The sequence below is a fragment of the Pseudomonas sp. ANT_H12B genome, assembly GCF_008369325.1.
Lineage (GTDB): Bacteria > Pseudomonadota > Gammaproteobacteria > Pseudomonadales > Pseudomonadaceae > Aquipseudomonas.
On the sequence record NZ_VOBI01000016.1, the window covers coordinates 49,808 to 65,582 of the forward strand.

General features: G+C 60.0%; 12 protein-coding genes. 1 reads left to right on the plus strand and 11 read right to left on the minus strand.

What is annotated here, in order from left to right:
* Positions 1-5 precede the first annotated feature (5 nt).
* The 8 genes from FQ185_RS22235 to urtA all read right to left on the minus strand — a co-directional run bounded on the left by FQ185_RS22235 (position 6) and on the right by urtA (position 7,696).
* On the minus strand, positions 6-539 hold the full coding sequence (locus FQ185_RS22235) for a GNAT family N-acetyltransferase (protein WP_149419307.1): 534 nt from the start codon (positions 537-539) through the stop codon (positions 6-8).
* A 9-nt stretch (positions 540-548) separates the two neighbouring features.
* Positions 549-851: an urease subunit gamma gene (gene ureA / locus FQ185_RS22240; RefSeq protein WP_033055605.1), complete on the minus strand. Its 303-nt coding sequence runs from the start codon at positions 849-851 to the stop codon at positions 549-551.
* 157 nt (positions 852-1,008) lie between these two features.
* The gene (locus tag FQ185_RS22245; RefSeq protein WP_149419308.1) at positions 1,009-1,848 is read right to left on the minus strand and encodes an urease accessory protein UreD; all 840 of its coding nucleotides are present in this window, start codon (positions 1,846-1,848) and stop codon (positions 1,009-1,011) included.
* A gap of 43 nt (positions 1,849-1,891) precedes the next feature.
* On the minus strand, positions 1,892-2,590 hold the full coding sequence (gene urtE, locus FQ185_RS22250; protein WP_033055608.1) for an urea ABC transporter ATP-binding subunit UrtE: 699 nt from the start codon (positions 2,588-2,590) through the stop codon (positions 1,892-1,894).
* 139 nt (positions 2,591-2,729) lie between these two features.
* The gene (gene urtD / locus FQ185_RS22255) at positions 2,730-3,599 is read right to left on the minus strand and encodes an urea ABC transporter ATP-binding protein UrtD (RefSeq protein ID WP_149419309.1); all 870 of its coding nucleotides are present in this window, start codon (positions 3,597-3,599) and stop codon (positions 2,730-2,732) included.
* Positions 3,596-4,675, minus strand: coding sequence for an urea ABC transporter permease subunit UrtC (gene urtC / locus FQ185_RS22260; RefSeq protein WP_046044782.1), 1,080 nt, complete (start codon positions 4,673-4,675; stop codon positions 3,596-3,598). The genes urtD and urtC overlap by 4 nt, the downstream gene beginning before the upstream one ends.
* Positions 4,675-6,177, minus strand: coding sequence for an urea ABC transporter permease subunit UrtB (urtB, locus tag FQ185_RS22265; RefSeq protein ID WP_149419310.1), 1,503 nt, complete (start codon positions 6,175-6,177; stop codon positions 4,675-4,677). Before urtB ends, urtC begins: the two co-directional genes overlap by 1 nt.
* A gap of 253 nt (positions 6,178-6,430) precedes the next feature.
* A complete protein-coding gene (gene urtA / locus FQ185_RS22270) occupies positions 6,431-7,696 on the minus strand; it encodes an urea ABC transporter substrate-binding protein (protein WP_149419311.1) in 1,266 nt (421 codons plus the stop codon).
* A 275-nt stretch (positions 7,697-7,971) separates the two neighbouring features.
* Here urtA and FQ185_RS22275 point away from each other — a divergent pair, with 275 nt between their 5' ends.
* Positions 7,972-12,567 (plus strand): hypothetical protein, encoded by a 4,596-nt coding sequence (locus FQ185_RS22275; RefSeq protein WP_256730468.1) that lies wholly within the window; start codon positions 7,972-7,974, stop codon positions 12,565-12,567.
* A gap of 171 nt (positions 12,568-12,738) precedes the next feature.
* Here FQ185_RS22275 and FQ185_RS22280 read toward each other — a convergent pair whose 3' ends face one another.
* The 3 genes from FQ185_RS22280 to FQ185_RS22290 are packed head-to-tail and all read right to left on the minus strand — an operon-like array spanning position 12,739 to position 15,490.
* The gene (locus FQ185_RS22280) at positions 12,739-13,749 is read right to left on the minus strand and encodes an iron ABC transporter permease (RefSeq protein ID WP_149419313.1); all 1,011 of its coding nucleotides are present in this window, start codon (positions 13,747-13,749) and stop codon (positions 12,739-12,741) included.
* On the minus strand, positions 13,746-14,705 hold the full coding sequence (locus tag FQ185_RS22285; protein WP_149419314.1) for an ABC transporter substrate-binding protein: 960 nt from the start codon (positions 14,703-14,705) through the stop codon (positions 13,746-13,748). The genes FQ185_RS22280 and FQ185_RS22285 overlap by 4 nt, the downstream gene beginning before the upstream one ends.
* Positions 14,702-15,490 (minus strand): ABC transporter ATP-binding protein, encoded by a 789-nt coding sequence (locus tag FQ185_RS22290; RefSeq protein ID WP_149419315.1) that lies wholly within the window; start codon positions 15,488-15,490, stop codon positions 14,702-14,704. The genes FQ185_RS22285 and FQ185_RS22290 overlap by 4 nt, the downstream gene beginning before the upstream one ends.
* Positions 15,491-15,775: the final 285 nt, after the last annotated feature.

Sequence of the window (15,775 nt, forward strand, 5' to 3'; positions counted from 1 at the left end):
GGTCATTACTCCTTGTTGGCGGTCGGCGGTTCCGCGCCAGGACTGAGGGTCAGTTGCATGAAGGTCAGGTCCAGCCAGCGGCCAAACTTGGTGCCCACCTGAGGCATCTGCCCGGTGGTCACGAAACCGGCCCGTTCATGCAGTCGAATTGAGGCGGCATTACCGCTTTCGATGGCGGCGACCAGCACATGCTTGCCGCAATCTTTGGCACGTTCAATCAACACCGCCATCAATTGCGGGCCCAGGCCATTACCGCGCTGATCGCCGCGCACGTACACCGAGTGCTCGACGGTGTGACGGAAACCATCGAATGGCCGCCAGTCACCGAATGAAGCGTAGCCCAGCACAGTGTTGTCGCCGTCGACGATTACCAGTATCGGATAAGCCTGGGCTTGGCGGGCGCTGAACCAGGCCTGGCGGTTGCCCAGGTCCACGGCCTGCTCGTTCCAGATCGCCGTGGTATTGAGCACGGCGTCGTTGTAGATGTCGCGTATCGCCGGCAAGTCGGCATGCACTGCATCGCGGATGTGGTAAGTCATGGCGTGGCCTCAGGCGATCGGTTGGTGAACGGTGACCAGTTTGGTGCCGTCGGGAAAGGTCGCTTCGACCTGGATCTCCGGGATCATTTCCGGGATGCCTTCCATCACTTGTTCGCGGCTGAGCAGGGTGGTGCCGAAGTGCATCAACTCGGCCACGGTCCGACCGTCACGCGCACCTTCGAGCAGTGCAGCGGAGATGTAGGCCATCGCTTCCGGGTAATTGAGTTTCACGCCGCGCGCCAAACGCCGCTCGGCGACGAGGCCAGCGGTGAAGATCAGCAGCTTGTCTTTTTCGCGTGGGGTCAGGTCCATCGTTGGGAATCCATCTGGGCAGATAAAAAAGATACTCGGACTGTGAACACGTTACCTGTGGGAGCGAGCCTGCTCGCGAATGCGCCGGCACATTCAACACATGAGTTGCCTGAGACACCGCTTTCGCGAGCAGGCTCGCTCCCACATTGATCGTGTTTCAGGTGCTCCATATTCTGGGTGGGACGGCTTCGCGACCAAGCAACGCCGGCCGAAGCAATCGCCACACATCGATCAGCCAACCACGTGCCAGCAACGCTTCACTGGCCAGGCACCGAGCAACCAACAGGCCCGGCAACTGAGTCAAATCTCCGCGCACGTCATTGCCCAGCGACCGGCAACGCTCCAGCAAATCACTGTCGATCTCGCCGGTCACCAACAGGGTGGCAAACACCGGTTGCCCATCCAGGCCAATCGGCGAGTCGAGCAATCCATCGCCGCCGACAATGCGCTGGCGTTCGTGCCAGAGCAACTGGCCGTCACGGCGAATATCCAGTTGCGCCTGAAAATGCCCGAGGTCGAAACGCTCGCCGCTCGCCGGGCGACCCAGTGCCACCACGTCCCAGTAAAACAGCCGGGCATCGCCATCCAGGTCGATGCTCGTGCTGAGTTCAGCCTGGGCGGCGCTGAAAATGATCGTCTCTTGTGGCAGCCACTCCAGTGTCGCACCGGCCGCCACTTTCAAGTCCAGTTGCTGATAGGCGGGCCCTGCGGCGCGATACCACTTGGCTGCGCCAGGGCTGGTGATTTGCGCCCAGGCGTCCGTGCCGACACTGGCCGAGATGTCCAGCCGATCACCGCCGGCAATCCCGCCGGGCGGGTGAACAATGATGTGCTGGCAAACCTCAGGGCCCTCGGCATACAGATGCTTTTGCACCCGCAACGGGCCTTTATGGCGGCGCTGAACCGGGCGCGTGCTGTCGCCGAATCGGGCGTAGCCCAGCTCGAGCTCGGCATGCCAGCTCGGGGTAAACACGGCGGTGGGAGCAGGTAAATTCATGGTTTCTAATTATCGTCGGGACGCTACGGATCAGATCGTAGCCTTAGATAGTAACCAAGCCGCGTACACCCTCGGCTTCCATATTTTCACCGCGACCCTGCTGCACGATTTCGCCCCGGGACATCACCAGGTATTGATCGGCCAGTTCGGCGGCGAAATCGTAGAACTGCTCCACCAGCAAAATCGCCATGTCGCCACGGGCCGCAAGCTTCTTGATCACCGCGCCGATTTCCTTGATTACCGATGGCTGGATGCCTTCGGTGGGCTCGTCGAGGATCAGCAGGCGTGGACGGCTGGCCAACGCTCGGCCGATTGCCAATTGCTGCTGTTGGCCACCGGACAGGTCACCACCACGGCGTTGCTTCATTTGCAGCAGCACCGGGAACAGTTCGTAGATGAACGCCGGGACTTCCTTGGCTTCAGCACCGGGAAATCGCGACAGGCCCATCAGCAGGTTTTCTTCCACCGTCAGCCGACCGAAAATTTCCCGCCCCTGAGGCACGTAAGCAATACCTGCATGCACCCGCTGGTGTGGCTTGAACGCGGTGATCGGTTTGCCTTCCCAGTTCACCGCGCCTTCTTTGGCCGGCAACAAACCCATCAGGCACTTGAGCAGGGTGGTCTTGCCGACACCGTTGCGCCCGAGCAGGCAGGTGACTTCGCCGACCTTCACGTCAAACGTCAGGCCCCGCAGGATGTGACTACCGCCGTAATACTGGTGCAGCTTGTCGACTTGCAGCATCTTAAAATTCCTTCTGTTCCACACAGAACCCTGTGGGAGCGAGCCTGCTCGCGATAGCGGTGGGTCTGTCGACATTGATGTTGAATATGAAGCCGTCATCGCGAGCAGGCTCGCTCCCACATTGGAATGTGTTTGCAATCTAACGACCGAGGTACACCTCGATCACCCGCTCGTTGTCCTGCACCTGTTCCAGCGACCCCTCCGCCAAAACGCTGCCCTGGTGCAACACGGTGACGTGGTCGGCGATGGAGCCGACAAAACCCATGTCGTGTTCCACCACCATCAGCGAATGCTTGCCCGCCAGGCTCTTGAACAGTTCGGCGGTGAACTCGGTTTCGGCGTCGGTCATGCCCGCCACCGGTTCGTCGAGCAGCAGCAGTGGCGGGTCCTGCATCAGCAACATGCCGATCTCCAGAAACTGCTTCTGACCATGGGACAGCAAACCCGCCGGGCGATTGACCGATGAGGTCAGGCGAATGGTTTCCAGCACTTCAGTGATGCGATCTTTCTGTTCGCCACTCAGCCGAGCCCGCAGGCTGGCCCACACCGACTTGTCGGTTTTCTGCGCCAGCTCCAGGTTTTCAAAAACGCTCAGCGCTTCGAACACCGTCGGTTTCTGGAACTTGCGACCGATGCCGGCCTGGGCGATTTGCACTTCGCTCATCGACGTCAGGTCGAGGGTTTCGCCGAACCAGGCCTTGCCGTGACTGGGGCGAGTCTTGCCGGTGATCACGTCCATCAGCGTGGTCTTGCCCGCGCCGTTGGGACCGATGATGCAGCGCAATTCGCCGACGCCGATGTACAGGTTCAAGTCGTTCAACGCCTTGAAGCCATCGAAGCTGACGCTGATGTCTTCCAGGGTCAGGATGGTGCCGTGTCGGGTATCGAGGCCGGGGCCGACGCGTTGACCGAGGCCGATGGCCTCGCGGCTGCTACCGGAGTCTTTGTTGGGTTCCACTGGAAAAAAGGCCGGTTCGAGCATGAATTCCGCCGTTGGTGTGATTCTCATTGCTCACCCCTTTTCTTCAACAGACCGATCACGCCTTTGGGCAGATACAAGGTCACGACGATGAACAGCGCGCCGAGGAAGAACAGCCAGTATTCGGGAAACGCCACGGTGAACCAGCTCTTCATGCCGTTCACTACACCGGCGCCGAGCAACGGGCCGATCAGCGTGCCGCGACCACCCAACGCCACCCACACGGCGGCTTCGATGGAGTTGGTCGGCGACATTTCGCTCGGGTTGATAATCCCGACCTGCGGCACGTACAGCGCGCCAGCCAAACCGCACAACACCGCACTCAACACCCAGACAAATAGCTTGAAGCCGCGCGGGTCGTAGCCGCAGAACATCAGGCGGTTTTCCGCATCGCGCAGGGCGGTCAGCACCCGACCGAACTTGCTCTGCGCCAGTCGCCAACCGATGAACAGGCTCGCCACCAACAACACCACGGTGGCAAAAAACAGCACCGCACGAGTGCCCGGCTCAGTGATGCCGAAACCGAGAATGGTGCGGAAATTGGTGAAGCCGTTGTTGCCGCCAAACCCGGTTTCGTTGCGGAAGAACAGCAGCATTCCGGCGAAGGTCAGGGCCTGGGTCATGATCGAGAAATACACGCCTTTGATCCGCGAACGGAAGGCGAAGAAGCCGAACACCAGCGCCAACAACCCCGGCGCCAACACCACCAGACACATCGACCAGAGGAAACTGCTGGTGCCGGTCCAGTACCACGGCAATTCGGTCCACGACAGAAAGGTCATGAACGCTGGCAAGCCATCGCCGGAAGCCTGGCGCATCAGGTACATGCCCATCGCATAACCGCCAAGAGCAAAGAACAATCCGTGGCCGAGAGATAACAGACCGGCGTATCCCCAGACCAGATCCAGCGCGAGGGCGACGATGGCGTAGCAAAGAATCTTGCCCACCAGCGTCAGCGTGTAGGCCGAGACGTGAAACGTGCTGTCCGGCGACAACAACGACAGCAGTGGCAACGCCAGCAACAGAACGAGAATCACCGCGCCAACGGCAATCGTGACTTTGGGGCCGGCCTTTTGTGTGGCCGTGAGCATCAGAGGCTGGTTCATCAGTCGATCACCCGTCCTTTCAGTGCGAAGAGGCCTTGCGGACGTTTCTGGATAAACAGAATGATCAGCGCGAGGATCAGGATCTTGCCGAGTACGGCACCCATCTGCGGTTCAAGAATCTTGTTGGCGATGCCGAGCCCGAAAGCCGCCAGGACGCTACCGGCCAGCTGCCCGACACCGCCGAGTACCACCACCAGAAACGAGTCGATGATGTAGCTTTGGCCGAGGTCAGGACCGACGTTGCCGATCTGGCTGAGGGCTACGCCACCGAGCCCGGCAATGCCCGAGCCGAGGCCGAAAGCGAGCATGTCGACACGCCCGGTGGGTACGCCGCAGCAGGCGGCCATGTTGCGATTCTGGGTGACGGCACGCACGTTCAGGCCCAGGCGCGTCTTGTTCAGCAGCAGCCAGGTCAGCACCACCACAAACAGCGCGAAGGCGATGATCACGATGCGGTTGTACGGCAGCACCAGATTCGGCAGCACCTGAATCCCGCCCGACAACCACGCCGGATTGGCCACCTCAACGTTCTGCGCGCCGAACACCAATCGAACAAGCTGAATCAGCATCAGGCTGATGCCCCACGTGGCGAGCAGGGTTTCCAGCGGACGGCCATAGAGGTGACGAATCACCGTGCGTTCCAGCGCCATACCAATGGCGGCGGTGACGAAAAACGCCACCGGCAAGGCGATCAGCGGATAGAACTCGATGGCTTGCGGAGCGAAGCGTTGGAACATCAGCTGCACGACATACGTCGAGTACGCGCCGAGCATCAGCATCTCGCCGTGGGCCATGTTGATCACGCCGAGCAGGCCGAAGGTGATCGCCAGGCCGAGTGCCGCGAGCAGCAGGATCGAACCCAGGGACATACCGCTGAAGGCCTGGCCGAGCATCTCGCCAATCAGCAGTTTGCGTTTGACTTGAGCGAGGCTGGTTTCGGCTGCGGTGCGCACGCCGGCGTCGGCTTCGACACCGGGTTGCAGCAAGCTTTCGAGGCGGGTGCGAGCCAGTGGGTCGCCGGTTTCACCGAGCAGGCGAACAGCGGCGAGGCGCACGCCCGGGTTGGTGTCCACCAGTTGCAGGTTGGCCAATGCCAGGCTCAACGCGGCATGGACGCTTTCGTCTTTTTCGCCCGCCAGTTGCTGGTCGAGGAATGCAAGCTGCGCCGGTTTGGCGCTTTTCTGCAATTGCTGCGCGGCGGCCAGACGGGTGTTGGCGTCGGCGGCGAGCAATTGATGGCTGGCCAGCGCGGTGTCGATCAGACCCCGCAGGCGGTTATTCAGGCGCAGGGTTTTCGGTTGGCCGTCGACGGTCAACTCGCCTTGCTGCAGGGCGTTGATCAGTTCGATGCGAGCCGGGTCGGGCTGCGCGGCCCAGCGTTCCAGAAGTTTGGCTTGCTGCACGGGATTGGCGGCGACGAAGTCTTCGGCGTCACCGGCGTGGGCGGCCATCGGTAATAACAGCGCGATGGCGACGATGAAGCGGTAAAGGGCAGTGGGCATTGGTGGTGTTCCCTGTCTAGCTACGGCCGATGGAGCTGTGTTCGGCTTTGGATCGACCCCTCACCCTAACCCTCTCCCCAGAGGGTAGAGGGGACTGACCGAGGTGTTTGGTCGACTTGCTGCGACTTGCAAATTCGAGCCGAACTCAGGCTTTGAAAAGCATGAAGATCGGCTCCCTTTCCCCCTCTCCCCCGTGGGGAGAGGGCTGGGGTGAGGGGTGGATCTCAGACCCGCCCCAAACTCCAGATTCGCCTCAGTTGCTCTTCACCGCATAATCCGGCTTCTTGTCGTTGCCCTGAATGAACGGGCTCCACGGCTCGGCGCGGATCGGCCCCTCGGTCTGCCATACCACGTTGAACTGACCATCGGCCTGAATCTCGCCGATCATCACCGGTTTGTGCAGGTGGTGGTTGGTTTTGTCCATGGTCAGCGTGTAGCCGGACGGCGCGGCAAAGGTCTGGCCAGCCAGGGCTTCGCGGACTTTGTCAACGTCGGTGGACTTGGCTTTTTCCGCCGCTTGCGCCCACATGTGAATGCCCACGTAAGTGGCTTCCATCGGGTCGTTGGTCACCGCTTTGTCGGCGCCCGGCAGGTTGTGTTTCTTGGCGTAGGCTTTCCAGTCGGCAACGAACTTTTTGTTCGCCGGGTTCTCGACCGATTCGAAGTAGTTCCACGCCGCCAGGTTGCCCACCAACGGTTTGGTGTCGATGCCGCGCAGTTCCTCTTCACCCACGGAGAAGGCTACGACCGGAACGTCGGTGGCTTTCAGACCCTGGTTGGCCAGCTCTTTATAGAACGGCACGTTGGAGTCGCCGTTGACGGTGGAGATGACCGCAGTCTTGCCTCCGGCCGAGAATTTTTTGATGTTGGCCACGATGGTCTGATAGTCGCTGTGACCGAACGGGGTGTAGACCTCTTCGATGTCCTTGTCCGCCACACCTTTGGAGTGCAGGAACGAGCGCAGGATCTTGTTGGTGGTGCGCGGGTAAACGTAGTCGGTGCCGAGCAGGAAGTAGCGCTTGGCGCTGCCGCCTTCTTCGCTCATCAGGTATTCCACCGCCGGAATCGCCTGTTGGTTCGGTGCGGCGCCGGTGTAGAACACGTTCGGCGACATCTCTTCGCCTTCGTATTGCACCGGGTAGAACAGCAGACCGTTGAGCTCTTCGAACACCGGCAATACCGATTTGCGCGATACCGAAGTCCAGCAGCCGAACACCACAGCGACCTTGTCCTGGGTCAGCAACTGGCGACTCTTTTCCGCGAACAGCGGCCAGTTCGACGCCGGGTCCACCACCACCGGTTCGAGCATCTTGCCGTTCACGCCGCCCTTGGCGTTGATCTCGTCGATGGTCATCAACGCCATGTCTTTGAGTGACGTTTCAGAGATCGCCATGGTGCCGGACAGCGAATGCAGAATACCGACCTTGATGGTCTCGGCGCCCTGGACAGTCCAGGTCATGCCCATCGCGGCAATGGATGCCGTGAGTGTGAAAGCCTTGATCAAGCTGCGACGCTTCATTGTGCGATCCCCATGAACGTTGAAGTTTTTTATGGTTGGCAGATGCGGACTACTGAAGGGTCTTTAGCAAAGGCTGTGCCCGGTCGGGCAAAGGCAGGGAAATGCCGTGTCAGAGCGATTATGGTTGCGGGGGATGCACCAGGTTAGGGCCGAGGGAGGGCGATGGTGCATATCCATGCGCGGCATTGGTGCCTGGTCGCCGACGATAACTATGTACCGCATGTGCTGCTTGAAAAATCCTGATCATCCGGGTTTCCCGATCAAGCGAGAAGCTCATGAACAAGACTCCAACCGATTACTCTCCAGCCTCTGTACCGAGGAGAACGTTTCCCGCCCTGGGGCCGAGTTTCATCAGCGTGGACGATGCCGCTTACTGGGTGCATCGGCAGATCGGTGCGCATCGTGCTGATCCCTATGGCGGGGTCATTCTTGAGCGCTATGACGGCAAGTTTGTGCCAACTTTGCCGGTGGCGGGTCGACGGGTGTTTTTCGATTTTCATGCGTTTCTTTCGACCGGGACGACCTCCCGGCAGCAGTTCGAACCCCAAGGTTTCACCGGGGTTGCCTATTACCTTTCCTGTGCCGCCGATCACGGACTGATCCAGAAGCAATATCCGCACTGGACGACTGAGCAAATCAAGCTGTACCTCGGTTTCTTCTCCCAGGCGCACCTATTGAGCTACATGCAGGATCCCGGCTCGTACGGACAGCGGCACTATCTGTCGGGGCCGGACGGTTCGTTGATCAAATACGAATCGACTCAAACCTCCGAGGAGAAGAAGCTCTTCGAACTCGGAGTGAAACCAGCCGGGCCGTTTAGTGACGTTGAAGTGCTGATTCAGAAACTGGCACAGACGGGTACGCTCAGCGTGCTGGTGGCCAACGCGCAGTGGGGCGGTGTCAGGGGAACAGTGCCGGCGAACTGGACGCTCGCTGTGCCGCTGCGTAAACCGCAGGTGCTTGAGGATCAGCCGTTTTACGGTCCGGTGACCGGTCGGGTGGAGGAGGCGATTGTAGCGGCACGCAGGGGTGTCACGACGCAGCTCGGCGCCAGTCAGCTGGGATTTGTGCTCAAGTCTGCTTCCAGTGATGACTGGATCACCACCTACCCCATCAGCCCAAATTCCCCGCAGATCGGGCTGAGTGAAACCTTCCCGATGGACGTGAAGGGCAAGCTGATCGAGGTTCTCGACTTCAAACTCGAAGGGCTTTATTTCATCCCTGGCGAAGACGCTGCCGAAAGTGCTCTTGAACCCTGGTTGCATGAACGCTTTTTCACCCCGGCCGACCTGGCCAGCGGGATCAGCTTCTGCAAAAAAGATGTGTATCGGCAGGAGTACGCCGACTACCTGAAAGTCTATGGCTTGATGCGCGACGGTGCGGTGCTGGAATACCGACCTTCGGTGCATGTCAGGGAATTGCCGTTGGAGACCAGTAGCGTTTTCGACGAACAACTGAAAGCCGGAACGCTCAAGCCCAGTGACTACGTCCGACGTGTAGCGGAGGCGGGGGAACTGTCGGTGCTCAAGGGCAGTGAGTTGTGGGATGTCAATGGGCGCGTCGCAGCGAACTGGCAGCCTTATGCCGGATCACGGCGCCTGAGTCCGCTGTTTGTGACGGCGGACGATGCGGCGTGTTTCGCCCATGCGCACATTGGCAGCCAGCGCGATCAGGGTTACGTCGGGTTGATTCTGCAAGATCGGCAAAAGCGCTATGTTGCCACTGAGCATGTTCCGGTGAGCACCTCCAGGTTCAGCCTGGACAGGTTATGTCCGCGTACCGCGGACGGGACGCCGATCATTCTGGCCGATGGCTATTCACTGCAGGGGATATATGCATCGCGCGGGGTCAGCGATACCCGCAGCGTGGGTCACGATGAAATCGAGCAGCGAAAATCAGCGCAAATGTTCACCGATGAAGACATTCGGCTGATTCTGGCCAATCACGCGCATTTATCGGTGGCGTATCTTTCAGGTTCCGCCGACAGCTTGCTGGCTTACCGCCCTGATGCAGGTAAGGCCGATGCGCGCCGAAAGTTGCAAGACAGGGTGGCCGTACAGAGCAACGGCATCAGTCTTATTGCGCAGGAACTGACTGCCAATACCCTGGAACCCAGCGATGTGCTCACGGAGTTGGCCAATACCGGTGAACTGCGCGTACTGGTCGGTAGCGATACGTGGGGGCAGCGGGACACTGTCTTCGGTGATGAACCACCGGGCGATAAACCGGCCATTCAAACCTTTCAGCCAAGGCTCGGGCCGGTTCTTCCGACGCCAGATCGGGCAGTCCGGCACGCGCATGCCTGGGCCTGTACTGACTATCGGGGCGTCGCAGCAGGGCTTGGCTTTGTCCTTAAACACAACGAACGAGACGAGTATGTGGCGACCGAAACGGTACTCGCCAATCGTCTGGATGCCTTGAACGTGGCCAGTGATTACGGCGCACAAGTGTTGATCGACGAGTACCGGATCCACAGCGTTTATTACTCCGCGCACTGGCTGCCCGGAGGGCTATCGACAGCAGATGCCTGGTTCGCCCGTCACTTTATTCCCATGAGTGATTTGTTCGTCGCGGTCTACGACGACAAGAGCACCCAGCGACTGACTCACCATCAGAACCTGAGTATCTACATCGCCACGCTGGATGGCGCCTTGCTGCACTATCAGTATTCACCGCCGTCGACATTGTTTGTTACGGGGACGGATACCGTCGGGCCCAGGGTTTTGGTGTCCCTGATGGCCAGCGAGGTACCGCCTTACCCGGGTGTCATGAATAAAGTGATTGCAGCCGGCAGCCTCAACGTACTGGCGAGTAGCGAGTGCTGGGATGAACCTGGTTCTGTTTCTGCAAATTGGAAACCTTACGCATCGTTGCAGCGCCGCTCCCTGACTCCCGCGTTTCTCTGGCGCGACGACGCTGTGCGTTACGCCTCGGCGCAGTTGGGCACGCGACGCGACCGGATCTTCGGTGGGCTGGTGCTGCGACGAACCGATGGCTTGTTTGTCGCCACACTACCCGTGCCGGTGGCGGTGGAAAATTTTCCGGCGAACTGGATTCGCCTCGACGAACTGGTGAGCAAGGGCGAGTTTCTGGCGGGCAGTACGGTGGTCGCTCGCTATCATTCCCGTCGAAAGGTAGAGCCGGTCTTTGCCTTGTCTGACCGGGAACGGGATACCTGGCTCAACATGTTTTCCACGGATTTTTTGTCAGCCATCCTGCATGAGGCGAGCGGCGTCTCGACCCTGTCACCCGGCACGGAATACCTGATGGGTCTGGACGATAGCCTGATCAGGTATACCCAAAGCGGCAGCGCTGAGGAAAAGTTGCTGGGGCAGGCGCTTGCATCCCCCAGTCAGCGGCAGATCAGGCAAACGCCCATTGAGCTGCAGATGCGTGCCGGACAGCTGGCACCCAGCGAGTTCGTGAACCGACTCGCAAAGGCCGGTGAGTTGTACGTGGTCCAGGAAAGCCGAGTATGGGGACTGGCCCGGCGCTTGTCGCACTGGACGGGCTCCTCCAGCCCTGTCGCACCGGCGTTGCGCCGCTTCGCCGTCGGTGAGCCTGCGTTGAGTCCGGTGTGTACTCAGCCTGACGACGCTGTGCGGTACATCCACGCAAACACCAGACCTCGCGATGATTTGCTGTTTGGGTTCATCCTGAAATCGTTGACCTCCGAGCGATATGTGACGACGCTGCCCGTGCCTGGCCCGCAAGGTAACTTCACCGTCGCGCGGCTATTCCCGCAAGAGCTGTTGCCGCAGGGTTACAGCGTTCATGGCCTTTTTCTATGCATGCCCACAGTGACGGCTGAGCGCTCGGGTGATCTGCATCACAGCTTTATCACGCCCATGGACCTGGCTCGCGGACTGGATGCTGTGAAGCTGTCCGCGTCTCGCGGCGATACCTACCTCAAGCTGTATGTGTCTTGTGCGGATGGGGCGCTATTGAGATACGAGCCGACAACCAAAGCCGCGCAGTGGAATGGTTTCAGCGCGACCAATGCGTACTGGAAAATACTGCAAGCCGGTCAGGAACCATTGCTGGAATACCTGCGCAAGGTGACGCACAGCGGCGAGTTGAGCGTGGTGGTGCGCAGTGCGTTCTGGTCTCCGTTCCGGGTCGATGCAAAGGGTGTGAAAACCGGCATTGGCCTGGTGAGGTGGTCGCAGGACAACCGGTTTGCATTGAGCCCGGTGTTCGCCCATGCCGACGATGCCGCACGTTGGGCCCAGCGTCATGTCGGGAAATATGCCGGCCGGCAATTTTTGGGCGGGATCCTGGTACAGGCCGAGTCTGGATCATTCGTGGCTGTCGAGCCGCTTGAAGACGGTACGAGCGGTGAATACCGCGCTGCCACTCGACTGTTTTACTCCGGCGCAGGTGGCCCGATTGCCGAAGTTAAAATACCGGGCGTGCCGCCGCTGCCGCTGCCGGAATTTCCGGAAGGGTTGCGGGTTGCAGGTGTTCATCAGTTTTATAAAGTGGTCAATGTGATCGTTAACAACGTCACGGATCTGGATCGGCGACTCGTCGACAATATAGCGCTGGCCGATTTGCTGTTCAGTACGCGGGTGCTGAAAAGAAATGCTGCACCGGGCTCCAGCTGTTACCTGACTTGCCGTGGTGGCGCCTTGCTGAAATTCACACCCAGCCACACGACGAGCGAATCAGCGGTACTCGACGGGGGGATGAGTGAGGGTGTTACTGCGTTTTTCACCAGGCTGCTGGCTACAAGCCGGCTGCAGGTGCTTGAGGTCGATGATTTCTGGAACCGTCGTGGGCCGATCAGTGCTGGATGGCTGCCGCCCGCACAGAAAGTTGTACCTGAAGGCCCCGGCCCATCGGAAAAACCGGATCGTGATGAGCTTTGATTCGCGACAACTGTGTGGATGAAGGTCTGATTTGCGTCGTAAATCGGATCTGTGAGCGACGATGAGCCTTTGTGGGAGCGAGCTTGCTCGCGAAAGCGGTGTGTCAGTCACAGTGATGTTGAATGTGCTGCCGTCTTCGCGGGCAAACCTCGCTCCCACAGGTTGTGGGCGTCAGCGGCGGCGCATGAGGCCGATGAAGAAGAGACCGCCGATGGCGGCGGTGGCGACGCCGATGGGCAAATCTTCGGGGGCGATCAAAGTGCGGGCGGCGACGTCGACCCAGACGAGGAAGAGGCTGCCGAGCAACACGCACACCGGCAGCAATCGTCGATGTTCAGCTCCGACCAATCGACGCGCAATGTGCGGCACCATCAGTCCCACAAAGCCGATTGAGCCGCTAATGGACACCAATACTCCGGTCATCAGTGAAGCAATCAAAAACACCCGCAACCGCACAGTGCGGGCATTCAAGCCGAGCGTCACGGCTGTCTGTTCACCTGCCATCAACGCATTCAACGGCCGGGCCATTCCCAGCAGCAACACTAACCCGAGCAACACGCTCGCCGCCGGTACCGCCAGCAATTCCCAGCGCGCCAACCCGAGCCCGCCCAGCATCCAGAACATCACCGCGGAACTCGCGCGGTGATCACCGAGAAACAGCAGCAAGTTGGCGATCGCCATCATCACGAATGACACCGCCACGCCGCACAGCAGCAGACGATCACTGTCGAGCCGACCGTTACGGTTGGCGATCACCAGTACGATCAACATGCTCAGCAACGCGCCGATAAATGCCGCAATCGGCAACGTCAGCAGCCCGACGATCTCACCGACATGCAGCATCACAATCACCGCGCCGAGGGTGGCGCCGGAGGTGACCCCGAGCAAATGCGGATCAGCCAACGGATTGCGCGTCACCGCTTGCAGCACCGCGCCGATCAACGCCAGTCCGGCACCGACCAGCGCGCCAAGGAGCATGCGCGGCACGCGGATCAGCCAGACGATATGTTCCTGTCCGGCACTCCAGTCCGGCACGCCGAAACCAAAGAGTTTGTGCAACAGAATCCGCCAGACCACATCCACCGGCACTCGCGCCGGGCCAAAGCCCAGCGACACCACGCACGACACCAGCAACAGTGCGCCGAGGGCGATCAGCAACAAGGCGTAGCGACGAATGATCATTCGCCGTGGAAACCCTTGGCCAGGGTTTCAACCGCCAGCACGTTGTCGATACCCGGCGTAGCCTGCACGTAAGGGATGACGATGAAGCGCTGCTTCTTGATTGCATCCACCGATTGCAGCGCCTTGTTGTTCAGCAAGAATTGCTCTTTCTGTTCGGCGGTGACTTCGCCGTAGTCAACGATCACGATCACCTGCGGATTGCGCTCGACCACGTTCTCCCAGTTAACGCGGGTCCAGCTTGCTTCGACGTCATCGAGAATGTTGCGCCCGCCAGCGGCGTCGATCAGCGCTTGTGGCATGCCGAGACGGCCGGACGTCATGGCCCGGTCTTCACCGCTGTCATAGAGGAATACACGCGGTTTTGCCGCCGGCAAGTCCTTGCGCACCTCGGCGACTTGCGCCTGCATTTCGGCGATCAGGGCGTTGGCGCGATCTTGCACGTCGAAGATTTTGCCGAGGTTGCGCAGGTCGTTGTAAGTGTCTTCCAGGCTGGCCGGCGGACGCTTCATGACGAACGCGCACGACTCGGTCAGCTCGTAGACATTGATGCCCAATGGCTGGAGGGTTTGTGGTGTGAGATCACCACCGACGCGCATGCCGTAATCCCAACCGGCGAAGAAGAAATCGACGTTGGCGTTGAGCAGGGTTTCCACCGACGGGTACTTGGCCGCCAGTTCCGGCAAGCCATCGAGGATGGTCTGCATCTCGGGTGTGACGGACTTCCAGCCCGTCACGCCGCTGTAACCGGCCATGCGTGGTTTGAGGCCGAGGGCGAGCATCATCTGGGTCATGTTGATGTCGTGGCTGACCGCGTGTTTCGGTGCTTGCTTGAAGGTGACTTCACGGTTGCAACTTTGAATCGTCAGCGGGTAATGAGTGGCCTCGGCAAATGCCTGGGTGCTGCCCAGCAACACGGCGATAGAGAGGCTGGAGCGCAGCAGGGAACGCAAAGTCATGGTTGGGTTATCCAGGTGATTCGTGGGTAGCCGTGCAACGGGTGTTCATCGATCAGCGCTTCGACGCCGAATACGTTGTGCAGCAGTGGGGCGCTCAGGACTTCTTTGGGCGTGCCGCTGGCCACAATGCGACCGTGATTGATCACGTACAGGCGATCGCAAAAAGCAGCCGCCAGGTTGAGATCGTGGATGCTTGCCAGGGTGCCGATCTTCAGGCGTTTGACCCGTTGCAGCAGTTCAAGCTGATAGCGCGGGTCGAGGTGATTGGTCGGCTCGTCGAGGATCAGCAATTGCGGTTGCTGAGCCAGGGCGCGGGCGAGGATCACCCGCTGCTTTTCACCGCCGGAGAGGGTGGCGAAGGCGTGGTCTTCAAAGCCTGTGAGGCCCACCGATTCCAGGGCCTGGGTCGCGAGGTTTCGGTCCTCGATCGTGTCGCCATCGAACAGGCCTTTGTGCGGCGTGCGGCCCATGGCGACCACCTCATCCACGGTCAGGCCGAAGGCGTCGGGGAATTCCTGCAAGACCACGGCGATGCGTTGTGCGCACCAGCGTGAGGACTGCTTCCAGACGTTGTGATGGTCGAGTCTGACCTCACCGCTTTCGGGTTTGCTGAAGCGCCAGGCGCAACGCAGCAGGCTGGTTTTGCCGCTGCCGTTGGGTCCGATCAACCCGACGAACTCGCCGGCGGCCACGTGCAGCGAAGCATCACGTAGCTGGAACTGGTGATGACAGTGGCCGTGGCCCAGGGGTGTCCAGGCGAGGTTTGTGAGGTTAAGCGAGGTCATGCAAACTCCGTCCCGGGCTGCATTCCCACGCAGAGCGTGGGAACGATCAAATATTCGGTGCTGCTGACGCCCTCATCGCGGGCTTGCCCGCGATAGGGACCTTGAATCAAAAGGTGTAATCAGCGGTGACGAAAAGCGATCGCGGTTCGCCGAGGATCCATGCTGGCGCTCATTGTATTGGCTTTGCGCATACTGCCGGTCAAACAGGTTATTCATCTGCAATCCAGGCGTCGTATTACGCAACGCCTTCCATGACCCATGTCGGTGTACAGGCGGTTGCGGGCC